The organism is Streptomyces sp. NPDC079020, from assembly GCF_044542225.1.
Classification (GTDB): domain Bacteria; phylum Actinomycetota; class Actinomycetes; order Streptomycetales; family Streptomycetaceae; genus Streptomyces.
In genome coordinates, this window is sequence record NZ_JBITUB010000006.1 from 287,948 (window position 1) to 309,606 (window position 21,659).

Annotated in this window: 26 protein-coding genes; 12 read left to right on the forward strand and 14 right to left on the reverse strand. The window is 67.7% G+C overall.

The window, feature by feature from the left end; translation table 11 throughout:
* The first annotated feature begins 24 nt into the window (after nt 1–24).
* Nucleotides 25–869 (forward strand): IS5 family transposase gene (locus ACIGJO_RS15265; RefSeq protein WP_399957666.1). Its coding sequence is split into 2 segments (ribosomal slippage): nt 25–358 and nt 358–869, totalling 846 coding nucleotides; the frame shifts between segments, so codons are not numbered across the junction.
* A 66-nt stretch (nt 870–935) separates the two neighbouring features.
* Here ACIGJO_RS15265 and ACIGJO_RS15270 read toward each other — a convergent pair.
* The 3 genes from ACIGJO_RS15270 to ACIGJO_RS15280 all read right to left on the reverse strand — a co-directional run bounded on the left by ACIGJO_RS15270 (nt 936) and on the right by ACIGJO_RS15280 (nt 3,332).
* Nucleotides 936–1,289 carry a hypothetical protein gene (locus tag ACIGJO_RS15270; protein ID WP_399957669.1) on the reverse strand — a complete coding sequence of 118 codons (354 nt, stop codon included), beginning with the start codon at nt 1,287–1,289 and terminating at the stop codon, nt 936–938.
* A gap of 215 nt (nt 1,290–1,504) precedes the next feature.
* A complete protein-coding gene (locus tag ACIGJO_RS15275) occupies nt 1,505–2,449 on the reverse strand; it encodes an endonuclease/exonuclease/phosphatase family protein (protein WP_399958157.1) in 945 nt (314 codons plus the stop codon).
* Between the two features lie 238 nt (nt 2,450–2,687).
* Nucleotides 2,688–3,332 carry a M15 family metallopeptidase gene (locus ACIGJO_RS15280; RefSeq protein ID WP_399957672.1) on the reverse strand — a complete coding sequence of 215 codons (645 nt, stop codon included), beginning with the start codon at nt 3,330–3,332 and terminating at the stop codon, nt 2,688–2,690.
* Nucleotides 3,333–3,630: 298 nt separating this feature from the next.
* On the opposite strand from ACIGJO_RS15280, the gene ACIGJO_RS15285 reads away from it, so the two are divergent.
* Nucleotides 3,631–4,254, forward strand: a complete 624-nt coding sequence (locus tag ACIGJO_RS15285; RefSeq protein ID WP_399957674.1) for a response regulator transcription factor — start codon at nt 3,631–3,633, stop codon at nt 4,252–4,254.
* A gap of 286 nt (nt 4,255–4,540) precedes the next feature.
* On the opposite strand, the gene ACIGJO_RS15290 is transcribed toward ACIGJO_RS15285, so the two are convergent.
* From ACIGJO_RS15290 to ACIGJO_RS15305, 4 genes are all read right to left on the reverse strand, one after another.
* A complete protein-coding gene (locus ACIGJO_RS15290; RefSeq protein WP_399958160.1) occupies nt 4,541–5,188 on the reverse strand; it encodes a hypothetical protein in 648 nt (215 codons plus the stop codon).
* Between the two features lie 355 nt (nt 5,189–5,543).
* The gene (locus ACIGJO_RS15295; protein ID WP_399957677.1) at nt 5,544–5,753 is read right to left on the reverse strand and encodes a DUF397 domain-containing protein; all 210 of its coding nucleotides are present in this window, start codon (nt 5,751–5,753) and stop codon (nt 5,544–5,546) included.
* Between the two features lie 229 nt (nt 5,754–5,982).
* Nucleotides 5,983–6,186, reverse strand: a complete 204-nt coding sequence (locus tag ACIGJO_RS15300; protein WP_399957680.1) for a DUF397 domain-containing protein — start codon at nt 6,184–6,186, stop codon at nt 5,983–5,985.
* Nucleotides 6,183–7,022 carry a Scr1 family TA system antitoxin-like transcriptional regulator gene (locus tag ACIGJO_RS15305; RefSeq protein ID WP_399957683.1) on the reverse strand — a complete coding sequence of 280 codons (840 nt, stop codon included), beginning with the start codon at nt 7,020–7,022 and terminating at the stop codon, nt 6,183–6,185. Before ACIGJO_RS15305 ends, ACIGJO_RS15300 begins: the two co-directional genes overlap by 4 nt.
* Before the next feature lie 104 nt (nt 7,023–7,126).
* Between ACIGJO_RS15305 and ACIGJO_RS15310 the strand changes: the two genes are divergently transcribed.
* The 4 genes from ACIGJO_RS15310 to ACIGJO_RS15325 all read left to right on the forward strand — a co-directional run bounded on the left by ACIGJO_RS15310 (nt 7,127) and on the right by ACIGJO_RS15325 (nt 9,055).
* Nucleotides 7,127–7,384: a hypothetical protein gene (locus tag ACIGJO_RS15310; RefSeq protein WP_399957686.1), complete on the forward strand. Its 258-nt coding sequence runs from the start codon at nt 7,127–7,129 to the stop codon at nt 7,382–7,384.
* Nucleotides 7,381–8,187 (forward strand): hypothetical protein, encoded by an 807-nt coding sequence (locus ACIGJO_RS15315; protein ID WP_399957689.1) that lies wholly within the window; start codon nt 7,381–7,383, stop codon nt 8,185–8,187. Before ACIGJO_RS15310 ends, ACIGJO_RS15315 begins: the two co-directional genes overlap by 4 nt.
* The gene (locus ACIGJO_RS15320; protein ID WP_399957692.1) at nt 8,121–8,729 is read left to right on the forward strand and encodes a hypothetical protein; all 609 of its coding nucleotides are present in this window, start codon (nt 8,121–8,123) and stop codon (nt 8,727–8,729) included. Before ACIGJO_RS15315 ends, ACIGJO_RS15320 begins: the two co-directional genes overlap by 67 nt.
* Before the next feature lie 92 nt (nt 8,730–8,821).
* Entirely contained in the window at nt 8,822–9,055 is a 234-nt protein-coding gene (locus tag ACIGJO_RS15325) for a hypothetical protein (protein WP_399957695.1), read from the forward strand.
* Nucleotides 9,056–9,596: 541 nt separating this feature from the next.
* Here ACIGJO_RS15325 and ACIGJO_RS15330 read toward each other — a convergent pair.
* Entirely contained in the window at nt 9,597–10,220 is a 624-nt protein-coding gene (locus tag ACIGJO_RS15330; RefSeq protein WP_399957697.1) for a hypothetical protein, read from the reverse strand.
* Nucleotides 10,221–10,621: 401 nt separating this feature from the next.
* Between ACIGJO_RS15330 and ACIGJO_RS15335 the strand changes: the two genes are divergently transcribed.
* The 6 genes from ACIGJO_RS15335 (at nt 10,622) to ACIGJO_RS15360 (ending at nt 16,587) form a co-directional block, all read left to right on the forward strand.
* The gene (locus ACIGJO_RS15335) at nt 10,622–11,035 is read left to right on the forward strand and encodes a hypothetical protein (RefSeq protein WP_399957700.1); all 414 of its coding nucleotides are present in this window, start codon (nt 10,622–10,624) and stop codon (nt 11,033–11,035) included.
* Between the two features lie 16 nt (nt 11,036–11,051).
* Nucleotides 11,052–11,486 carry a hypothetical protein gene (locus tag ACIGJO_RS15340; RefSeq protein ID WP_399957703.1) on the forward strand — a complete coding sequence of 145 codons (435 nt, stop codon included), beginning with the start codon at nt 11,052–11,054 and terminating at the stop codon, nt 11,484–11,486.
* Nucleotides 11,487–11,754: 268 nt separating this feature from the next.
* A complete protein-coding gene (locus ACIGJO_RS15345) occupies nt 11,755–12,162 on the forward strand; it encodes a YciI family protein (RefSeq protein ID WP_399957706.1) in 408 nt (135 codons plus the stop codon).
* Nucleotides 12,163–12,167: 5 nt separating this feature from the next.
* A complete protein-coding gene (locus tag ACIGJO_RS15350; RefSeq protein WP_399957709.1) occupies nt 12,168–13,313 on the forward strand; it encodes an RNA polymerase sigma factor in 1,146 nt (381 codons plus the stop codon).
* 241 nt (nt 13,314–13,554) lie between these two features.
* A complete protein-coding gene (locus tag ACIGJO_RS15355) occupies nt 13,555–14,778 on the forward strand; it encodes an MFS transporter (protein WP_399957712.1) in 1,224 nt (407 codons plus the stop codon).
* Between the two features lie 684 nt (nt 14,779–15,462).
* Nucleotides 15,463–16,587, forward strand: coding sequence for a hypothetical protein (locus tag ACIGJO_RS15360; protein ID WP_399957715.1), 1,125 nt, complete (start codon nt 15,463–15,465; stop codon nt 16,585–16,587).
* Between the two features lie 218 nt (nt 16,588–16,805).
* Here the strand turns inward: ACIGJO_RS15360 and ACIGJO_RS15365 are convergent, their stop codons facing one another.
* From ACIGJO_RS15365 to ACIGJO_RS15390, 6 genes are all read right to left on the reverse strand, one after another.
* Nucleotides 16,806–17,234, reverse strand: a complete 429-nt coding sequence (locus ACIGJO_RS15365; protein ID WP_399957718.1) for a hypothetical protein — start codon at nt 17,232–17,234, stop codon at nt 16,806–16,808.
* Nucleotides 17,235–17,257: 23 nt separating this feature from the next.
* Nucleotides 17,258–17,707 (reverse strand): DUF4279 domain-containing protein, encoded by a 450-nt coding sequence (locus tag ACIGJO_RS15370; protein WP_399957721.1) that lies wholly within the window; start codon nt 17,705–17,707, stop codon nt 17,258–17,260.
* A gap of 8 nt (nt 17,708–17,715) precedes the next feature.
* Nucleotides 17,716–19,371: a WXG100 family type VII secretion target gene (locus ACIGJO_RS15375; protein ID WP_399957724.1), complete on the reverse strand. Its 1,656-nt coding sequence runs from the start codon at nt 19,369–19,371 to the stop codon at nt 17,716–17,718.
* Nucleotides 19,371–19,949: a hypothetical protein gene (locus ACIGJO_RS15380; RefSeq protein WP_399957727.1), complete on the reverse strand. Its 579-nt coding sequence runs from the start codon at nt 19,947–19,949 to the stop codon at nt 19,371–19,373. The genes ACIGJO_RS15375 and ACIGJO_RS15380 overlap by 1 nt, the downstream gene beginning before the upstream one ends.
* Complete coding sequence (locus ACIGJO_RS15385; protein WP_399957730.1) at nt 19,946–20,317, reverse strand: SseB family protein; 372 nt, start codon at nt 20,315–20,317, stop codon at nt 19,946–19,948. Before ACIGJO_RS15385 ends, ACIGJO_RS15380 begins: the two co-directional genes overlap by 4 nt.
* Nucleotides 20,318–20,697: 380 nt before the next feature.
* Nucleotides 20,698–21,609, reverse strand: a complete 912-nt coding sequence (locus tag ACIGJO_RS15390; protein ID WP_399957733.1) for a cellulose-binding protein — start codon at nt 21,607–21,609, stop codon at nt 20,698–20,700.
* Nucleotides 21,610–21,659: the final 50 nt, after the last annotated feature.

The following is a 21,659-nucleotide window of genomic DNA, read 5'->3' on the forward strand; positions in this document are numbered from 1 at the left end:
CAGATGTGAGTCGTTCGTTGGGGCATGTCGTTGAGTGATGCGCAGTGGGTGCGGATCGAGCCGTTGCTGCCGGATCGGACGCCGAGGCGGGGCGGGCGGTGGCGGGATCACCGGCAGGTGATCGACGCGATTGCGTTCAAGTACCGCACCGGTATTCCGTGGGTGGACCTGCCTGAGCGCTTCGGTTCGTGGAAGGGCGTCCACAACAGGCTGCGGAAGTGGGCAGCTGACGGCACCTGGAAAAGGGTCTTCACGAACCTCCTCGTCCAGGCTGATGCCGAGGGCGATCTGGACTGGGTCGTCGCGGTGGACTCCACGGTCGTTCGTGCTCACCAGCACGCGGCCGGGGCCCGCAAAAAGGGGCCCTGGTCGAGGAGCCGGACCATCATGCAATGGGGCGGTCTCGTGGTGGGCTGACAACGAAGATCCACCTGGCGGCCGACAGCCGCTGCCGCCCGCTGGCCTTCGTAATTACCCCCGGCCAGGCTGGTGACGCCCCGGCATTCCCGGACGTGATGACGGGGATCCGGGTGCCTCGACGGGTTGGCAGACCCCGAACGACGCCCACCGCGGTCCTCGCGGACAAAGCGTATTCGTCTCGCGCGATCCGCACCTACCTGCGACATCGCGGGATCCGGGCGGTGATCCCCCAGCCCGCTGACCAGGCGGCGAATCGCAAGCGGCTCGGCAGCCGCGGTGGGCGCCCTCCGGCGTTCGCGCGCGAAGCGTACAAACAGCGGAACACGGTCGGGCGGTGCATCAACAAGATCAAGCAATGGCGCGGCCTGGCCACCCGCTATGACAAGACCGCCACCATCTACCTCGCGGCCCTCCACCTGGCAGGCATCTTCGTGTGGTCAGCAAGGTGATCCGGGGGAAGCGGCCTAGTAGTTGCAGTTGATCCCCTTCGCTTCTACCGAAAAGGTGAGCAGCTGTCAGAACCCGTTGAAATAGAAGAGGGAGGCCTTGATAGGAAGGTCCTGCGGCGCATCCTTCACCTCCACACGAATTGTCACACTGCCATCGTCATGAGGCACTACGTTATGAACCGTCATAACCGCACCTCCCAGAAATGGCTTGCGGTCGGCGGGGTTAACTTCCGACACGGAGACGAATACTCTGCTGGAGGCGTCAACGCCCGGCTGGCCCAGATCCGCGTTGAAGATTCCACTACCGTGGAGAGAGTATGCGGCAGCCCCCATCCTCGGGAGCGCATCGTTCGCAGCCCCACTCGTTTCGGGGCTGATGAGTTCATTGGGCGCCCTGCCCGCGCCATTGCTTCCGCTCATGCAATCCACCTTTTTCCGTGACAGCTCGAAGCTAGCGAGCGGTGTCCATCCCATTTCCTGGCGTTCGGGGCGAACCCCTGACTGCGTGCACTTGCCTTCTCATCATCTGCACCTCATGTGGCGTTGCTGTACCGGGACTTCGCCATACCCAGTGAGTTCGCTCGTTCAGCGCAAGCAGAATCGACACCCCGCCCCCGTGCTCCGCGGTGCGCCTGCTACGTCTTCAGCCTGGCGGCGACGGGCCGGTGGTCGCTGCCGGTCGCGGGGAGGGTCCAGGCGTCGGTGGGGGTGACGCCCCGGGTGAGGATGTGGTCGATACGGGCGACCGGGAACACTGCGGGCCAGCTGAAGCCGAAGCCGGTCCCCGCCTCGTCCTGCACCGACGTCAGCCGGGAGTTCAGGGAGGCGAGGCCCCGGTCGGTGGTGGCGCCGTTGAGATCGCCCATCAGGAGAACCTTCTTCTGCCGTTCCTGGCCGACTGCGTGATCGAGCGCGGTCAGGGCCTGGTCGCGCCGCGCGATGGTGAAGCCGGAGGCGCCGACCCGGACGGAGGGCAGGTGCACCACGTAGACGGCGAGCGGGCCGCCCGGCGCCTGGACCCGGGCGGACAGGGAGCGGCTCCAGCCGGGGTCGATGGTGACGCGCTCCGAGTCGGTGATCGGGTAGCGGCTCCACAGGGCAACGGTGCCGATGTGGACCGAGTGCGTGAGCCGGCGGCCCAGCACCTTCTGGTAGGCGGGCGTCGCGTCATCGGTGATCTCTTCCAGGGCCACCAGGTCGGGGTCTGCTGCAAGCAGCGTCCGGGCGGTTCCGGCAGGGTCCGGGTTGGCGGCACCGACGTTGTGGGTGACAACCGTCAGGTCCGGCTCGGCGTCCGGCCGCCCGCCGAGAAACAGCTGCCCGAACATCGCAGCCCACACGGCAGCCACCAGCAGCGTGGCGACGCCGGCCGACACCGACCTGCGGAGCAGGGCGGCCGACAGCAGCACGGGCACGGCCAGACCTGTCCAGGGCAGCAGGGTTTCGAGCAGGCTGCCCGGATTGCCCACCGAGTTGGGCACCAGCGAGTGGCCGACCAGCACGATCCCTGTCATGACCGCCAGGGCGGTCGGAACGCGGCCCCTGCGCCATCCGTAGTCACGTCCATGCCGATCGGACATGCGGTCCGGTCGGTCGTGGGCTTGTTGGTCCGGCACGGGTGCTGCCTCGGAAGCGGCCTGCTGTTCGGGCTCGGAGTCGATGGGTGGTATCTGGGTGGGGTCGAAGAATCCGCCACCGATGTACACATCCGGGTGTGGGTCCTCGTGCAGGTTGGGCATGCCGTGTCCTTCAAAAGGTGGGCGGGTCGGCGCGGACCGGCTCGGCGGTGCCGGCTCAGGGCGAGGCGATGGGTACCCGTCAGCCGGCGGCATTGATCAGGAGGCCGGGGCAGGTGCCGCCGGGGCTGGTCAGCAACTCGAAGTGCCACATCTCGTTCGCGTAGACCTGGCACAGGCCATAGGCGGAGCCGTTGCGGATGAGCCAGTCGTCGGCTTCGGTGGGACCGATGTCCACCGCTTTCCCGGACACGTGGGTCGATTTCTCCGGGGTGTTCACGAACTCCCGTGCCTTTTCCAGGCTCCCGTACTTCTCGATTCCCTCCTCCAGCAGGCGCTGCTGGTGTTTCTTGCTGCGCCAGCCCGACGTGACCACGAATTCGATGCCGTCGTCCCGGGCATCCCGGGCCGCTTCCTGCACGGCCTTCAGCAGACGCTTGTCCAGACGGTTGACGGCCGTGTGCCGGGTGTCGAAAGGGGTGATTTCACGGTCGTCCGGTAGGGCACCGTCGTCGGCAGCCGCAGCTGGGACCTCCGCGGGCGCTCCGCCGCTGTCCGGCCAATACTCTGCTGGTGCGGCAGCCCGTGCGGCCGGTTCGCTCCGGGTCGTCACGACCCATGTCGCCGACAGCATCAGAACCAGGAATGAGCCGATTCCTGCCATCATCCAGCCGGGAAATCGGCGCGCCGCCGTGGCCGAGCGGTTCGCCACGTGGTTGTCGTGCATCGCGGACCTCCAGGCATCTCGGACGGAGCGGCGGGTGCCGCTCGGTGATGCCTTTAGTCAAGGGCGGGCCGTGTTGCCGGGCCGTCTCGAATTCCCGATACGTTTTCGATAGGCCCGGACCGCTCCAATAGGGACGGCCGGGCACAGGACCGGCAGCCGGCCGGCTCGCGGCGGGAATCTCGGCGCAGGAGCGCTCCGCAGTGCGGGAAATCACTCTTCGCCACCGTTCCCTTCTCAGGCCGTAGGCTGGACCGGAAGCCTGATATCTGCCGGTTTGAGGCAGAGCGAGAGAGGCCGCATGCGGGTGCTGATTGTCGAGGACGAGCTGTATCTCGCCGAGGCGGTACAGGCGGGTCTGAGGCTCGAAGCCATCGCCTCCGACATCGCCGGGGACGGCGGCACCGCCCTGGAGCGCCTCGACGTGAACGAGTACGACGCCATCGTCCTCGACCGCGACATCCCCGGCACGCACGGCGACGACGTGTGCCGGATCATCGTGCAGCGGCGCCTCGGCTGCCGCGTGCTCATGCTGACGGCGGCGGGCCTCCTCAACGAGAAGGTCACCGGGTTCGAGATCGGCGCCGACGACTACCTGACCAAGCCCTTCGACCTGAAAGAGCTGGTCGTACGGCTCCGCTCGCTGGCCCGTCGGCCCAAGGACAGCACACCCCCGGTCCTCGAATACGCCGGAATCCGGCTGGACCCGTTCCGGCGCGAAGTCTTCCGCGACGGGAAGTACGTCGCGCTCGCCAGGAAACAGTTCGCCGTCCTGGAAGTCCTCATGACGGCGCGGGGCGGGGTCGTCAGCGCGGAGACGCTGCTGGAGCGGGCCTGGGACGAGAACGCCGACCCGTTCACCAACGCGGTCGGGCCTGGAGGGCTGACCCCGGTGCGGTGGATGAACCGGCTGACGGCGCCATGAATGCCGGGGCCGTTGGCGGAGGTTCGAGAGGCTGCTCGTCTGCCGTTGTGGGAGCGGTTCTCGGCGTTGTGGGCCGTTTTCCGGCGCATTGATTACCGGTTGGACAGGGCATGCTGCCCCGGCTCCCCAGCCGCTGTCCTGGGTGGTCGTCGGCACGGTGCGGGGCAGTGGATCGGGCGAACCGTGGATACCGTCCGTGTTGTTGGGTTTCGCCGGATGGCTTCCGGCGGGTGAACGGGCATGCCCCACAGCTGTATGGACTGGGCGGGCCGGTCGGGCTGGTTGGTCAGCGAGGGGACAGGGTCGCGACGTCGTGGCCGAAGGTGACGGTCAGGTGGGTGTTGTGCGGCGTCACCGCCACCGCATGGATCGGTGCGGGGAAGGTCAGTGCCGGTCCTCTCTGCCGGTGGGTGATCAGGTCCCATACGCGCACCGTTCCGTCCCAACTGCCGGAGACGGCGATGGGGCGGCCGTCCACCACCTCTGTCGCCACCGCCCACACTTCGCCATCGTGGCCGGTGAGGGGTTTGCCGATCTGCTTCCCGGAGGTGAGGTCCCACACCCGCACCGACTTGTCCCGGCTGCCGGTGACGACGATGGTGCGGCCGTCCACCACACCCGTAGCCACTGCCGGCACCCAGCCGGTGTGGCCGGTGAACGCACACCGGAACCGGTCATCGACATCGCTACCGCTGGCCCAGTCCACCCCCCACCGCGCTGCCGGTTCACCCTCCACCGGCACGGCACTGATCCACGCCGACAGGTCCCGGTCCCCGTACCGGGCCGCGTCCAACGCCAGCAACTGCCGCCGCACCCCAGGCGTCGCTCCCCGATGCACATGCGCCGACGCCCGATACACCGCCGCGGCCAACCGCGCCCCCGGACCCACCCCCGAATCCAACAACCCCCACACGAGATCCGGATCACCGTTCACCAGCAACCCCGGATCCGACCACCACGTACCCGCCCCGGACAGAGCCGCATCCGAACCACCCACACGCACACCATCACTCATAACCGGCACCGTAGACGCCCCCGCCGACACCCACCCCGACCCCGAAACCCGCAACGCACATCCCAGCGGCCCCAAAGTCGCAACACTCGCTGATCACTGGGAGGTTGGTGTCTGTCCTGCTGCCGACGCCCCCAACCGCGCCTATCCGCGTGGCCTCTACGTGGCAGGTTCGCGCGTATCTCCTCCAGCCCCCATGCCCCAGCCACCGGAAGAGCGCGAAGCCCCGCCATGCCGAACACGGCGGGGCAGACCGGCTCAACGAAGAACCGAGCGCTCAGACAGCGCCGAACTCTCCGGCCTTCACACCCGCCACGAACGACGCGAACGCACCAGCGGGAAAGTCCAGGACGGGGCCGCACAGATCCTTGGAATCACGCACGGGAACCACACCGCGCGAAGCGGCGAGGTTGGCAGCGACCTCAATACACTGGCCACCGTTGTCACTGTACGAGGACTTGAACCAGCGAGGGGATTCGGTCGTCACGGGGAACCTTTCGTATCCGGCTGATCATGGCCACGGATGCCGGTCAGGCCAACGCCTCCGACCTCCACGACCAGTAGGCAACCAACACCGGCAGAAGTGAAGTACCTTCCCGGCCCAGACAGCCACGGCCCTCAACTCGGCGCACGACATGAGCCAGCCACCGGAACAGCGCGAAGCCCCGTCATGCCGAACACGGCGGGGCAGACCGGCTCAACGAAGAACCGAGCGCTCAGACAGCGCCGAACTCTCCGGCCTTCACACCCGCCACGAACGACGCGAACGCACCAGCGGGAAAGTCCAGGACGGGGCCGCACAGATCCTTGGAGTCACGCACGGGAACCACACCGCACGACGCGGCGAGGTTGGCAGCGACCTCAATGCAGTTGCCACCGTTGCTGCTGTAGGAGGACTTGAAGAACTGCGGTTCGGTCACGGGGATCCCCTTCGTAACTGTTCGATCATGACCACGGATGCCGCCTGCGACTGCGCTTCGGCCTGCAGTTGATGGTAGGCGGTCAGCAGGGGGACTACAGAGGCAGTTTCGCGCTCCACATGCCCCTGCGCCTGTGACTCGGCGTATGCAACAACGGATCGGTCGGCAAGAGTAAGCAGGTTGACCGGGAGGTTGAACGCGCGCCGCGCACCAATGCCAAAGGGTGCCACCTGAATCACCCAGTGCGGGAGGGAAGCGACCTCAACCAGTCTCTGAAGCTGCGCCGCCATGACATCCGTACCACCAACTGCATGATGGAGACAGCTCTCGTCCATCACGACAAGCACCATGGGAGGCCGGGGCCTCACGAGTGCTGCTTGCCTCTCAAACAGAAACGAAACCCGCTCTGCCGCTTGATCGGACGTGATGGAGCCACGCTGCACGTCGCCTTCGGCCAAGGTTCGCGCATACTCCGATGTCTGGAGAAGTCCGGGGATGATCCCGATCTCAAACAGCCGGATCTCTACTGCGCGACCCTCGTATCCGACGTACTCCTGGAAGCCCTCCAACAGCGAACCATGCCGGATGTCGCGCCACTCACGCTCGAAAGAATCAGCAGAACCTCCGGTACCGAAGGCGTAATCGGCCCGGCGGGAGAAGGGGAGGGTTGGCGGTTTGCGGCCAGTTTCCACAGCTGAAATGTGCTGGCTCGAATAGCCCGCCCGTTCGGCCAGGTCCTCTTGACTCCATCCACGCTCCTCCCGGAACCGCCGGACACGTGCACCGTAGGCCGCAACCGGGCTCGACTCCGGGTTTAAGTCCTTGCGGTTGACCATGCTGTCGCCCTTCCCTTCCTTCACTGACGGCAAGTTGAAGGAAGTCAGACACTAAGTCACGCTGGGTCGCCTTGGTAGTGGAACAGCTACGGAGAGGCACGATCGTGTGTGCAGAAGACGGTTCCCCGAGCGGACATGCCCGCCTCGTTCCCGCTCCCGGCACTCTCGTGGTGGACACCAGCCGCGCGGACCGCGTCGGGGAGTTCCGTGGGATCGCGGGCCCCTGTTGGAGCTTGCGGCCGGTCGGTGGTGGCATCGAGTGGACCGTGAGCCCCGAGGACGTCCGTCCCGTGGACCGCATAGAGCGTCTTCGGGCCGAGAACGCGCGACGCAACGCCCGCAGCGAGGGCCGGCTGCTGTGACCAGGCCCTTCGCACGCTTACCCGTCCGGCTCGCCCTCACCATCGGGGCCGCCGCACGCCTCCTGCGGCAGTACGCCCGCCGGATCAAGCGAGCACTCGCCCCTCAACCAGCCGGATCCCAGCCGCTGTTCACCGAGCTGCAACGCATCGAGACCGACCCCGCCCACCGTGCCCAGTTCCTCACCGCACTGGACACCGCGATCCTCCGACGCGACGCGGAACACACCGCCGAGGTACACGCCGTCGAAGCAGCGGCCCACCTGCTCCACCGACACATCCACCCCGGCCCCGCACACCCCCCCAGCCCCGGCCCACGCGCCGCCGCCACCCCGGACACCACCTACGTCGCCGAGATCACCATGACCACCGGGACCACACCACACCCCGTCCCCCTCGGCCGGATCACCGCACCCAACCGCCGCCTCGCCCTGCGCTGGCTACGCAGCCAAGCACTCCGCCTCGCCGACGCACACGGACACCCCATACCGCCCGGCACCGCCCCCTGGACACACGCGAGCCACGACGCCCGGCCGGTCACCTTCCACGGAACCGACGCCCCCGAAGCACTCCGCACCTGGGCCACCCACGACCACCATCAGGCCCACGCCCTCCACCACCTCGAAACCAGCCCCCACACCCCCCTGCTCACCGCCACCGACCCCGCCACCCGCCTCCACATCCACCTCACCACCCACCCCGCCCAGCCGAACCGGGCCACCACCCACCAGGAGGAACCATGCCTCTCCTCACCCCGTACGTCGCCTCACGGAGCACCGACAGAGGCACCCCGCAATCCGCCCTGACCATCGAGTTCGCCCCGAACGGACCCCGGCTCGCCTACCGCGACCCACGCCCCGACGACCGCGACAACCACGGCAACCTCTGGGTCCGCGTCGAAGAATCCCCCGACCCCGGACACGTCCAGTACGACTCCCTCCACCCCACCCGCCAACGCACCTGCATGCAACAGCTCCTCTGCCAGATCTGCGCCCGCCCCGCCGACCGCAACAAAGAAGGCTGGCTCTTCATCGACTGGCGACACGAGGACTCACCCCCCACCTGGCCCGAGAAATCCCTCACCACCATGCCCCCGCTCTGCACCGAACACGCCCGCGTCTCCGCCCGCCAATGCCCCTTCCTCCGCCACGGAGAACACCACCTCCTCCGCGTACGCAAACCCCACCTCCACGGAGTCTCCGGAACCCTCTACCAACGCACCGCCACCGGCTGGACCACCACCGACAACGGCCAGCTCTCCCCCTACAGCAAACCCCGCTACCCCGGCATGCTCGCCTTCCTCCTCGTCCGCCAACTACGCGGCACCACCGTCGTCAACTACCCGTAACCACCCCGGCAGCACCCACCCCTCACCCCCACGACACGCCCCCACGACCACCGAGGAGACGGACCCCGATGCTCCGCCGCACAAGAGCCCAAGTGAAAGCCGCACGCGTCGAACTGCTCATCCACCGGGACGACGTACTACGCGCATACCGGGATGGCGCCTCCCTGCTGAACCTCTGCCGCACCTGGCAGGTGGATCCCCGGTGGCTCACCACACAGTTCGACGCCTGGGGCGAACCCCGCCGGGACCGCTCGGCCGCCGCCATCGCACGAGGCCCCGGCATCCCACCCCGATCGGCCCGGTCCGCCCGGTCGGCCCGCTCCTGAGACGTCCGGCGAAGTGACGGACACGAGCTCACCCAGGTCGAAGTCATCCCGGGGAGACGTTTCGTATCGCTCGCTCGAATTGGCGGGTCAGCACCGCGCGATTCCCCCGGCAGGCAACCGGCCGGCGTGAACCGAGAACAGCCGGGCGTCGCCTTGTCCGGACTGCCGGCCGGGCAGTTCGCCGTCATGGGTGCCGCACCGCGTCGGTTCGCCCGAGGTGGCGCGGGCCGGGCGGTGGGGTCGCTGAGGCAGAGACCGCAGGCACGGTCGAGGCCGCCACCCCGACGCCGTGATCGTCTCCTTCGCCGGTGATGGGCGCGAGGTGCCGGGCGGAGAGGAGTGCGGCGGCTTCTCCGCCCGCGACGACCTAGAAACGCGCGGGAACGCGCGGGAACGCACGGGAACGCGACAAAGGAATGCTCACGACGCTGCCATCACACGCGGCGCGGCCGCACGTTCGCGGGACGACCCGGGCGGGGCGCCTCAAGACCGCCGCACACCCACGACACTGCTCGCCGCCAGACCGTTGACCAGCACAAATCTAGAAGTTCGGCTGGAGCAGTAAACCTGTGCGGACTCCTGCCCGCCAGATAGTGCCCGTGGTGGTGACCTTGGCGGCCAGGCGGCCATACATCTCAAGGGCATCGTCCAAGCCCGTGGGGGAACAGCGTCGCTTGGACAGCATCAGGCGATGTCGCTCGTGCCAGTCGTGCAGTTCGCGGATCGCCGACGCCGACGTGTGCCAGCACGCTGCGCGTACCTGGTTCTCCAGGGAGGCCAGCAGGCGGAAGGCCAGTTTCTCCGGGTATCCGCCTTGCTTCGCGCCCGGCCAGCGCCCTGTATTGCGGGCCTTGGGCGGATAGGGCGGCCAGGGGTGGTCCCAGCCCCGCTCCGTCAGTTCCTGCCGTACGCCGAAGGTGACCACAGCATCCAGCGTGTCCAGCAGTTCGCCGTCGTTCCGCATGACGGCCAGTTTTTGACGCCAGGCAGCGCGCACCTCTGCGGCGAAGCCCCGGCTGAGCCGCTGGGTGCCCCATTGGGGATCAGCCATAAGAGCCGCCCGCCGCATCCGTTCCCGCTTCAACAATTCACGCAGCTCGCACCGTGTTCCATAAGCCACTCGAGCAGTGACGGGAACGGTCCCGACATCTTTCATGGCGCTCATCATGCACTACTTAGCTTGCAAGTTTCTGGGCGTCAAACAAGCCTATTAATCGATGAACTCTCGAGTTGCGGGCATAACTGGGGCTACACAGACTGGTGTTCAGTCGGGAGATGCGACCCGGTGCTCCTGATGCGGAACACGAAAGGACGAGAAGAAATGACCACCGAACCGAAAGTAGTTCAGTCCTCGTTCGAGCTGCACAATTCTGAGGCGGCCTCAGCACAATGGCTGCGCCCCGCCGGAATAGACTCCGGCCTCAACGCGGTCATGAGCGCTCTGCCGAGCCGGATGCGCCTGTCCAAGGACGCGCCGCTACCTGAAGGAGAGGCCGTCGGCTTCTCCTCCACGACCACCCTGAGTGCCCCCTCCCCGTCCCGGCCGACGCCTCCGTGCGGGAGGAGGTGACCAAGGTGACCCACAGCCTCTACGCCAGAACCTTCAAGGGTGAGAACGGACAGGACCTGGCGGCCTGCGCGGCTGTCCTTGAGGTCCCGGGAACGAGCCTCCGCAAGGTAGACGTGTTCGCTCTCGAAGCCCAGGACGGCGACCTCCTCAACGCGACGGAGCTGGTGGCCACTTCGGACAACGTCCTCGAGGAGCGAGACGGCTGGTGGGACGCACTGACCGGATGCCTCGGCCGTGACTGCGGCGGCGTCTGCCTGAGCGCCGCGCTCACCTGTCCGAAGGTGAACTGGGCTGCATTCCTCATCTGTCTCGCCGGCCGGTGCGGGGTGTGCGTGGTGAAGTGCGCCGCCTGCGCCACGTGCGACTGTACGTGGTGGTGCAAGTGGGCGGCCGGGTGCTGTGACAACTGATCGAAAGGGCGAGCAGGTGAACGCAGTACGCTGGATGGAAGTTCCCGTCCAACCGGCCTCCGGTCGGAACGAATCGCCCACCGTGAAATACGGGATCGGCAATTCGGTGGTCGTGTACGGAATCGATTCGGCGTATGTGGGATGCGCCGACGAAACCATTGTCGCCGAACTGCTCCGATATCCCGACGTGCGCCCGCTGAATGCGGACGACCTGCGGCGAATCGATCCTCTGCCGGGCCTTCCGCTGACATGGGAGAGCCTGGAAGCGCAAATCCCTGGCCAGAGCGGTCAACATCACCTCCGGGACGGGGTAATCGGCCTGGGCGACCTCATCTCATCGATTACCCGGAGAGCCCGCATCCCTGAATGCGGTGCCTGCACGCGCCGCCGCAAAGGGCTGAACCGCATCACCGTCTGGGGATGGTGGCGGGCCCGCCCGGCAGAAGCCTGAAGCAGCACCCCCTCGCCCGGCTCTGCGTGGGGCACAGCAAGCTGTGCCCCACGCCTTCATGGCCCCACGTCGTCACGCAGGGACATGACAGGTGGCAGCCTGGAAGTATCAGAGACCGGGTGAGAGGGCCGCCCCCTGCGGGCGCGCTCACCGCGCCTCGTCCACGAGGGCCAAGAAATCCGTGAGCCGATGTCGAGAACCCGTGTCCGGCTCCGTCCCCGTAGTGAACGCGGCCAGAATGGGCCGCACCACAGCGAGGAGAGACATCATGGCCAAGTACCTGCTGCTCAAGCACTACCGAGGTGCCCCGGCCGCCGTCAACGACGTGCCCATGGACCAGTGGTCGCCGGAGGAGGTCACGGCGCACGTGCGGTACATGAACGACTTCGCGGCCCGGCTGGAGGAAACCGGCGAGTACGTCGACGGCCAGGCACTCGCCCCCAGCGGAACGTTTGTCCGGTACGACGGCGAGGGGCGCCCGCCGGTCACCGACGGCCCGTTCGCCGAGACCAAGGACCTGATCGCCGGGTGGATGGTGATCGACGTCGACAGCTACGAGCGCGCCGTCGAGCTGGCCGGGGAACTGTCGGCCGCCCCCGGGGCCGGTGGGAAGCCGATCCACGAGTGGCTGGAGCTGCGCCCGTTCCTCGGCGCGCACCCCACCGTCACGGACTGACCCGCGTGAACGAGGTCCTGCTCCGGAGCCTCACGCCGAGCGTGCTCGGTGTCCTCGTCCGCCGCGGAGCCGATTTCGCGGCGGCCGAGGACGCCGTGCAGGACGCGCTGGTCGAGGCCGTCCGTGTCTGGCCGGCCGATCCGCCGCAGGACCCGAAGGGCTGGCTGATCACCGTGGCCTGGCGCCGGTTCCTCGACGCGACCCGGGCGGACACCGCCCGGCGACGGCGCGAGGACCTCGTCGACGAGGAGCCGGCGCCCGGCCCCACGTCCGCGACGGACGACACGCTCCGGCTCTATTTCCTGTGCGCCCACCCGTCGCTCACGCCGTCGTCCGCGGTCGCGCTCACACTGCGGGCGGTCGGCGGGCTGACCACGCGCCAGATCGCCCGCGCCTACCTGGTGCCCGAGGCGACCATGGCGCAGCGCATCAGCCGGGCGAAGCGCACCGTCTCCGGCGTACGGTTAGACCGTCCCGGCGATGTCGCCACCGTGCTGCGCGTCCTCTATCTGGTCTTCAACGAGGGGTACTCCGGCGATGTCGACCTCGCCGCCGAGGCCATCCGGCTCACCCGGCAGCTCGCGGCCGCGATCGACCACCCCGAGGTGGCGGGGCTGCTGGCCCTCATGCTGCTCCACCATGCCCGGCGCGCGGCCCGGACCACGCCGGACGGCGGCCTGGTGCCGCTCGCCGAGCAGGACCGCAGCCTGTGGGACACCGGGGCGATCGCCGAGGGTGTCGGGATCCTTCAGGCGGCCCTCGCCCGCGACCGGCTGGGCGAGTTCCAGGCCCAGGCCGCCATCGCGGCACTCCACGCCGACGCTCCCACCGCCGAGGAGACCGACTGGGTGCAGATCGTCGAGTGGTACGACGAACTCGTGCGCCTGACCGACAACCCGGTCGTCCGGCTCAACCGCGCGGTGGCCCTGGGTGAGGCCGACGGACCGCGCGCCGGCCTGGCGGCGCTCGCGGCACTTGACGACACCCTGCCCCGCCACAGCGCGGTGGCGGCCTACCTCCACGAGCGCGACGGCGACCCGGCGACGGCGGCCCGGCTGTACGCCGAGGCGGCCCTGAAGGCGCCCGACCTCGCCGAGCGCGACCACCTGACCCGCCAGGCGGCCCGGCTCAACTCCCGCAGGCGCCCCTGACGGATCACCCCCGGCGCCGAGCCCGCCCCGTCGCCGAAGGGATCGTTCAGTTGACGGATCGTTCACGAACCGCGTTCTCGGCACCAAAGCCCCTGACCGGGAGCCATGTTGCAGAGCGATTCAGCAGATCTGCGACATCACCCTCGCGTCACAAGGGTGATGTCGCAGACCTGCCAGCGCTCACTGCGCGGGGCCTGTTGAACTGATCACGCAACCACAGGCCCTTCATGGGACGGAATTCATGGCCTCGACAAACACCACCGCGTGTCACTCCGGCGAAGTCGGCTTACCGACTCGCTCTCCCCTGATCGGGTGGCTGGCCGTGAGTTCGGTCACGCTGGGAATCTTCTCGATCGTCACGACCGAGATCCTGCCGATCGGTCTGCTCACCACGATCGGCTCCAGCTTCGCCATCTCCGACGGGATGGCCGGGCTGATGATCACCATGCCCGGACTTCTTGCGGCCATCTCCGCACCCGTGGTCACCGTGGTGACCGCACACATCGACCGCCGTCTGATGCTGTGCGTGTTCATGCTCCTGCTGGCCATGGCGAACTTCCTGGCCGCTGCGGCACCCGACTACTGGCTGGTCCTGGTCTCCCGTGTCATCGTCGGCATCGTCATCGGGGGCTTCTGGTCGATCGGCGCCGGACTGGCCGAGCGTCTGGTGCCTGCGGCGTCGGTCGGCCGTGCCACGTCGGTGATCTTCTCCGCAGTACCGCTGGGCTCCGTGCTCGGTGTACCGGCCGGCACGTTCATCGGGGACTTGGCCGGCTGGCGCACGGCTTTCGTCGTCATGGGTGCCCTCACAGTCGGTGTACTGGCCATGCTGCTCCTGGTCATGCCGTCGCTGCCGCCCGACCGGACGACCCGTCCGAGTGTGCTGCGCGGCATGCTCAAGAGTGTTCACACGCGTTTCGCGCTGCTGTTGACCTTTCTGGCCGTGCTGGCGCACTTCGGGACCTACACCTATGTCACTCCGTTCCTGGAGCAAGTCACCGATGCCGGCCCGCAACTGATCACTGTCTTCCTGTTGGTCTACGGTGCCGCAGGAATCGTCGGCAACTTCCTGGGCGGAGCGGTGGTCACCCGCTACCCCCGAGCCACCTTCGGTCTCGCCGCCGGCATGATCGCAACCGTCACCTTGCTGCTGCCGATCCTGGGGCGCTGGCAGATCGGCGCCGTCGCCCTGTTGATCGTCTGGGGCGTTGCCTATGGCGCCGTTCCCATCTCCTCCCAGACGTGGTTCGCCAAAGCAACCCCCGACGCGCCCGAGGCGGCGTCGGTGCTGTTCACCGCTTCCTTCCAGATGACGATCTCACTCGGCGCGGTGGCCGGTGGCGTCATCGTGGACCGGACCTCCCCGTCCACGGTCATGACGCTCGGCAGCCTTGTCGCCATGCTCATGGTCGTGGCCGTATGGGCGCACTTCGCCCGCCGTCCGACATGGCCGGACAACACCTGATGGCTCGCAGAGACCCCGAGCGTTTGTTCCAGCGGGCGGCTCGCGGGTTGATGTCTTTTCCCGGGTGAGACCGAAGCGGGGCTGCTGATCGCGCGGCTCGGCCGGTTACCGCTTCCTGGCGAGGCTGCCGACGTCGTCCTCGGTGAGGATGTTGAGCTTGACCAGGCGTTTCACCTTGGCACGGGTGCCTTCGACGTTCTTCGGTAGCAGTTCGTGGTCGAGGGCCTGGCAGGCGTCCCGGTGTGGGTCTGTCAGGACGGACCCGTTAGGAGCCGGAAGGCCTCCGCTGGCAGGGCGGCTCGAAAGGGCGGGCAGGCGGCAGTTCAACGGCAGGCACGGAACGGGCCGGCAGTCCGTGGATCCGACGCGCGACACCTGATCGCTCAGGCTCCGTACCTGATCACTCAGGCTCCGTCGCAGCCTCCACGTCCGCCGACGGACCCGTTCGCCACCAAGGGGGCGTCGCCGGGGGGCCGGTGGGCCACGGGCCTCCCCAAAGGACCGGGGGAAAGAACTACCCCCCTCCCTCCCCTCCCAACTGCTCACCCACAAGGGTGACTTGTTTGCGTGCGCGGGGCGGGGCCGGTTACGTTCGCCGCGACAACCTCACACACGAAGACGGCCCCCGGCCGGGACGGCAATCCCGATCGAGGGCCTGACCAACCAGGAAGTAGCACCTTCCCCATGGCTGATTCGCAGTCTAACGCGCCCCTGCGCGCCGTAGCCGGAGCTCCGACCTCCGGCGTGATCCACGTCCGTACCCGCCTCACGTCCCACTTCACCGTGATGGCCAACTCCCTTGCGCAGCGCCCCGGAAGCGCCGTCACGGTCGGCGTCGCCGCGTACATCCTCTCGTTGCCGGACGGCGCCCGCGTGAGCGTCCCCGCGTTGTGTGCGCACTTCACCGAGGGCGAGATCCTGATCTCCCGCGCGCTCCGGGAGCTGGAGGACGCCGGGTATCTGGAACGGCGCCGTGTGCGGGTGTCCGGCGGGCTGATCGGCACGCGGACGTACTTCCACGACGTACCCGGCCGCGCGGACGAGCGGCCCCCGCTGCCGCCGACCGCTCCGCCGCGCCCCCGGAAGGCGGAAGGATCGCCTGCGCCGTCCGTGCCGGAGAGCGGCTCGCACAGCCTCGTGCCCGAAGCGGGTGCGGAGAGCAGCTCGTGCAGCTCCGCTCCCGAAGCGGGTGCGGAGGTGGCCGAGGTGGCGGATAGCTCAACCGCCGCCCCGAACAGCCCCGTTGCCGCTCCCACTCCCCCTCCCCCTCCCCCTCCCCCTCCCCCGCTCGATCTCACCGATGCCGACCCGCAGGCCGTCGCCATCCTGGCCTCACTGCGTATCGTCGACGCCCGGCTCATCCTGTCCCGACGCGAAGTGGCCACGCTCGCCCCCGCCGTCGCCGCCTGGCTCGCGCAGGGCATCGGCGCCGAGCAGATCACCGAGTCGCTCACCCTTGATCTGCCCACCCCACTACGCGCCCGACCGGCCCGCATCCTGGCCTACCGGCTCGGCGAAGCCCCCGTTGCCGTGCCCGCCTCACCGGCGATGACTCCCGCCACTGGGGACGCGCCGGACCTGCTGCCCTGGCAGACCTGCGACGGTGGCTGCGAGCGTGCCTTCCGCGCCGCCCGCCCCGGCAACTGTCTCGACTGCGACACCCCACCCGAGAGCGCGGGCCCCGCAGACCGCGCAGACCGCGACTCCATCAAAACCGTGCGCGCCGCCATGACCGACCGGGCCGACCGAGCCCACCGGGCCCACGGGGGCAGGAAGGGCCGCGCTGGCAGCAGGGGCGCCGCCGCCTGAAGGCGGCCCCGTCACCGTCCCGCCGCTCTCAGTCCTCCGCCGCGCCGTCGTCCTCCGCCGGAGTCACGCGTCCGGTGAGCGCCGCGAGCGAGTTGCGTACGTGCTTCATGTGCGCCTGCACCTCCTCGCGGCCGAAACGAGGCATCCGCCCCCGCGCACCTACACCGGCAGCCGATCCCGCAGAACGTCCCTGTCGACAGGGACAGGAGGTCACTCAGCTACCCGTCGAGCCAGCTCAAGGGGTCGCTCTCGGCCACCCCTGACTCCGTACGGCAGGTGAAGGTCAGAGGAACACCCAAGGATGCCAACTCAGAGAGCACATCAGGCGAAACAGGAATCTCCGATCCCGTCTCCACTGTGCCTGCGATATCCACATGCACCGAGCAACCTTCCCGAATGAGCGCCCGCACGTTCTCAAGCCTGGGCCGGATCCGAGCGACCAGCGAGAAGACCTGCTGCTCTAGCGTGCCGCTTACGGAACCCCCGAAGCTCCATGCCCAGGAGTCCGGACTTGAGTCAATTCGCGAGGTTTCCGCTAGCGTCTTCGCATTCGCCCCGAGGGCCGACTCCACGAAATCCACATCAATATCAATCTTGGCGACCATCAGGGTGACGCCCACACCCCGCCAGCTATCGACCGAGCCCATGACAACCCCACTCTTTCACTGGATCAGCGCGCATTCAGGTTCGGCTTGAGGACCAGAGGAACACCCAGAGAGGCGATCCTCGATACCACGGTAGAGGAAAAGAAGGCACGGGAATCATTGTCCGCAAATCCATGAACAGCCAGGCAGATTTCAAATCCCTCCGCCATCATTTCTCGCAACTGGGGCGCGCACCGCTCCACCAAAGGCAAAATCTCATCCAATTGCTCAGAGAGCTTCCTGGCCGTGCGCTCGTCGCATTGGAGCCGCCACTGACCGTCGATCTCGCCCGGCGGGCCCCAACGGTCCTGTCCTGGCGGGCGGACCGCAGTCGGCTCCAGCCCCAGACGGGCCGTCACCGTGTCAGGGTCGAGATCGCTCTTCTTCACCACCAGGGACACATCCGTAAGAACCCACTCCCCACCCGCCTGTCCCGAGCTGAAATCCACTGCCCCATCCCATCCTGCTCGTGCCATTCTTCCCATTATTTGAACTCGCGACATGCGGCCCAGTGAACGTTCCCCATGTCTCCCTTGAGGAGATCTGACAGCATCGTACGCTGAGCGACCGTTGTGGAATTTTCGTACACGGTGAAACCGCCGGCCCCCTTGGCCTCCGGGGGCGCGAGGGTGTAATTCGGTATACGATCCCCAGGACCAAAGGTCTCCAGAGCGCCTCCAGGATAAGACCCGCCTTCAATTGCAACTCCGTTCAGGCCTGGAATCCTATCACCGTGCGGCACATAGAATGATATTTTCGTTCCTGGCGGAACGATTATCTCGCCGGCCCCCATCTCAATATATCCGTGGCCGGCCAGCACCGTTTCCCCGTCCGGGCGCCCCCCCTTCAGCACTCGACTCGCATAATATCGACCGTCCGTATCGGGCCACGATCGCGATAAAGGCTCTGGTTTACTTTCGACAACAGCTCGACGCACATCTTCAAAATCTGGAAGCGGAGAGCCGGAACCTCTACTCGCCAACCCGTCGAGGATTTTGCCGCTGCGACCGGGAATACTCTCCTTGGGGGACAATCTCGCGCTTACTCTGGCTCCGCCGAGTCCCTTCGTGCCGAATAGCTCCGGCACCATTCGCCCCAAACCCTCACTCGGGTCACTCTTGAAACTCTCGATCAGTGCGGCCGGGATGCGCTCCGGGTGGGCGGCGGTCGTGACGAGCCCCGCCAGGGTCATGTTGCTGTGCCGCAGGTAGTCGGCCGGGTGGGTCACGTTGTAGGGGTCCAGCGGATTCAGGCCGCGGGCGAAGTTGGCCAGGCCCGCCGTGCCCTTGACCGCGCCGCCCACGAAGTGAGTGAACTCCACCGACTGTGCACCTGCGTAGTCGCCTATCCCGGCCAGCGCCGTAGTTAGTGGCGGCGGCTCCGCCGGAGCGTGCTCCATCGCAGCCTCAAGGACACGCTGAACCCTCTCGGCGGCCCCGTCGCGCTGGTGCCGTGCCTCGGCCAGGAGCTCCTGGGCCTGCTTGGACAACGCCTCACCGGAATCGGCACCACGCATCGGCTCCGGACCAGGATCACGACCGGCCTTGACGGCTGCGTTATACGTATCGACCTTCGCCATGTAAGCGTCGTGGGCATCCTTGGAGGTCTTCTCGGCCTGCTTGTACAAGTCGATCGCCTGCTGCGCCTGTGTCTGGGCCCACTCCACGGTGTCCGTGTAATGCAGCAGTGCCTTCCCGGCCGCCTCGCAGGCATCCGCCGCTCGCATCCAGTCCGCCGGATGCAGGGCGAATCTCTCCCGGAAGGCATCCGCAGCCGCACCTTTCCAACTACCCGAATCCAGCGCCCGCATCCCCGCGCCGACCCGGTCGAAGGCGGTCTGGAAGTCCGTGAAGTGCTTCGCTGACTCCCGAATCACGGAAGGCGAACCATGAATAAGCTCATTCGCCTGCTCTGTTTGACCGAGCTGCTGTTCCCGTACCGATACTCCGAGACCGGAGGCGACATCGTCACCCCAGTCCTCTGCCCCGTCCGCCCAGTCGTGGGCCCCGACGTAGTCGAGGGCTCCACCGATCCCATTGGTTGCCTTGTCGACCCCTTCACCGACCAGGCTCTTGGTGGACTCCCAGCCACCCTCCAACCTCCCCAAGCCTTTGTTGACCAGGCCTCCCCAGTCCGTCATCAGGGATCGCCACGCTCAGCACCCGGGTCTTCTGCGATGTCCTTGGGATTGCTCCAGTGCGTGGGCGCAGCGACGTCGCTGTACGTCTCTCTCCAGACATTCTTGCTATCGTCCCAAGCCGTCTCGAAGGACTCCCTGCTGTAGTCCGCGTCCCGGAAGTGCGTGTACAGATTCTCCGACAGAACCCCGCGCCAATCCTCGCCTATCACGTCCGCCTCGGACGCGTAGGGATTTCCCATCGCCGCATTCGTCAGTACCTTGAAACTGTCCTGGATGTACTGATCCTGCTCGTGCATCAACCCCGCTGACAAACCCACATCTGCCGCAAATTTATTACCTTTCTGCACAAGCGACCGGACCCCCCACCCCCAGCGCTCGCAGAAAACACCCAGCGTTGACGTGAGACCATCGTGACCCGTCTCAAGCCCCGAAAGCTTCAGCGTGGAGAAATTTCCCCCCATACTCGCCGAACCGATCGCCCCGAGTTCCTTCAGCTCTCCCAGAGTCTCCGTGATCCCCCGCGCGATCTCATCGAGTGCCAGCTTGGATATGTCGAGGTCCGGCCCTTCGCCGCTCACACTGCCTCCCCATCGAGCGCCGCAGTGTCCGGCACGATGCCACGCACTGGCGGGAACACCATTCCGTCAGGACCCGCCGCGTTCAGCGCCACCCCACACGGGAAGTCCAGCACCGGAATCACCTCGTCCAGCAGCCGTGCACCGACCATCCGCCGGTACGGCCAATCCCGCCCGGTCTCGTCCCGTGCCTCCGCGAACCGGAACAGCGCCTCCTCATCCGAGAACGCGCAGATCCAGTACAGGCCACCGAGGTCAGCCGTCCACAGCCCGCCGCTCTCATCTCGGGGCACCAAGACCGCCCGGCTGCGGAAGTCCGTCAACCTCTCCAGCACCGCCTCCCGCACATCCCGAACCGGATCAACGTCCACAGGCAGCAGAGGCGCTGGGCACGGCCCTGCTGTGATGGGTGGCGCTGAAGCCAGCCGCGCAGCCGCCTCCGCCCGCAGTTGGCCCCACTCCTCGTCAAACCCCACCCCAGAACTCCCCCACCAGTTCTTCGCCGACCAGCTTCACCACCGGCGCCTGACACACTCGGGAGGACGAACGTATCCCGGCCTACCTGTGTGAAGGCCGCCGTACGTCACGATCGCCCGCATCGAAGTGGTGATTCGGCCAGATTCAGTGCCCATTGCCCTCTGCCGCTGCGCTCCTGCCGGTCACCGAGGTCGACGCTGAGAATGGGGTTCTGGATCGGATGCTCGCGGGCAGCCGGCGGAGCGCCCGTCCTCAGCTCACCGTCCCGCCGCTCTCAGTCCTCCGCCGCCCCGTCGTCCTCCGCCGGAGTCACGCGTCCGGTGAGCGCCGCGAGCGAGTTGCGTACGTGCTTCATGTGCGCCTGCACCTCCTCGCGGCCCTCCTCGTGCTCGCGCAGGATGCGTTCCGTCTCACGGACCACCCGCTCCTCGCGCACCCGGGCCTCCGCGAGGAGTTCGGCGGCGCTCGCCTCCGCGTCCTCCTGGCCGTGCCGGACGGCTTCCTCGGTCTCCGCGAGGGCTCGCTTCGCCTCCGCGAGCAGGGCCTCGGCCCGCTCGGTCAGTTCGGCGTCCCGGGCGGCCGACGCGGCTTCCTCCGCCGCGAGTTCGGTCTCCGAGACCTTCCAGCGCTCGGCGTGCTCCTGCTCCTGGTGCGCCAGCACGCTCGCCGTACGGCGCCGCGTCTCCTCCATCCCCGCCGCAGCGGTCCCGGCGACCTCGGCGGCCTCCCGGCGGGCCGTGGACACCGTCTCCTCGCCGGTGTGGCGCGCGGCGTCGAGCGCCTGTTCCGCGTACGCCTCGGCCGCCTCCCGTACCGTCGCGGCGTGCTCGCGGGCCGCGTCCCCGGCGGCCCGCCCCACCGCTTCCGCCTCGTCACGCAGCTGCTGGCCGTCCGTCCGGGCGGCGTCGTGCAGGGTCTCGGCCTCGCTCTCGGCGAGGGCCAGGATCCGCTGCGCCCGCTCGCCCAGCTCCGCGTAGGTCTGCGGGGCGAGCGTGGCCACGGCCTCGCCCAGCCGGGCCGACTCGGCGGTCAGCTCCTGCGTCAGGTCCGACAGCCGGGCGATCTCGGCCAGCGCCGCGTCCCGCTCCGCCGACAGGGCTGCCACCATGCGGTCCACCTGCTCAGGGCGGTAGCCACGTCCCCGTACGCCGACGAAGCCGTACGCGGAATCCGGTGCAGCACTCATCCTGAAGCCTCTCTCCGACTCTCCGACACCCCATCAATACGTCAAGGATG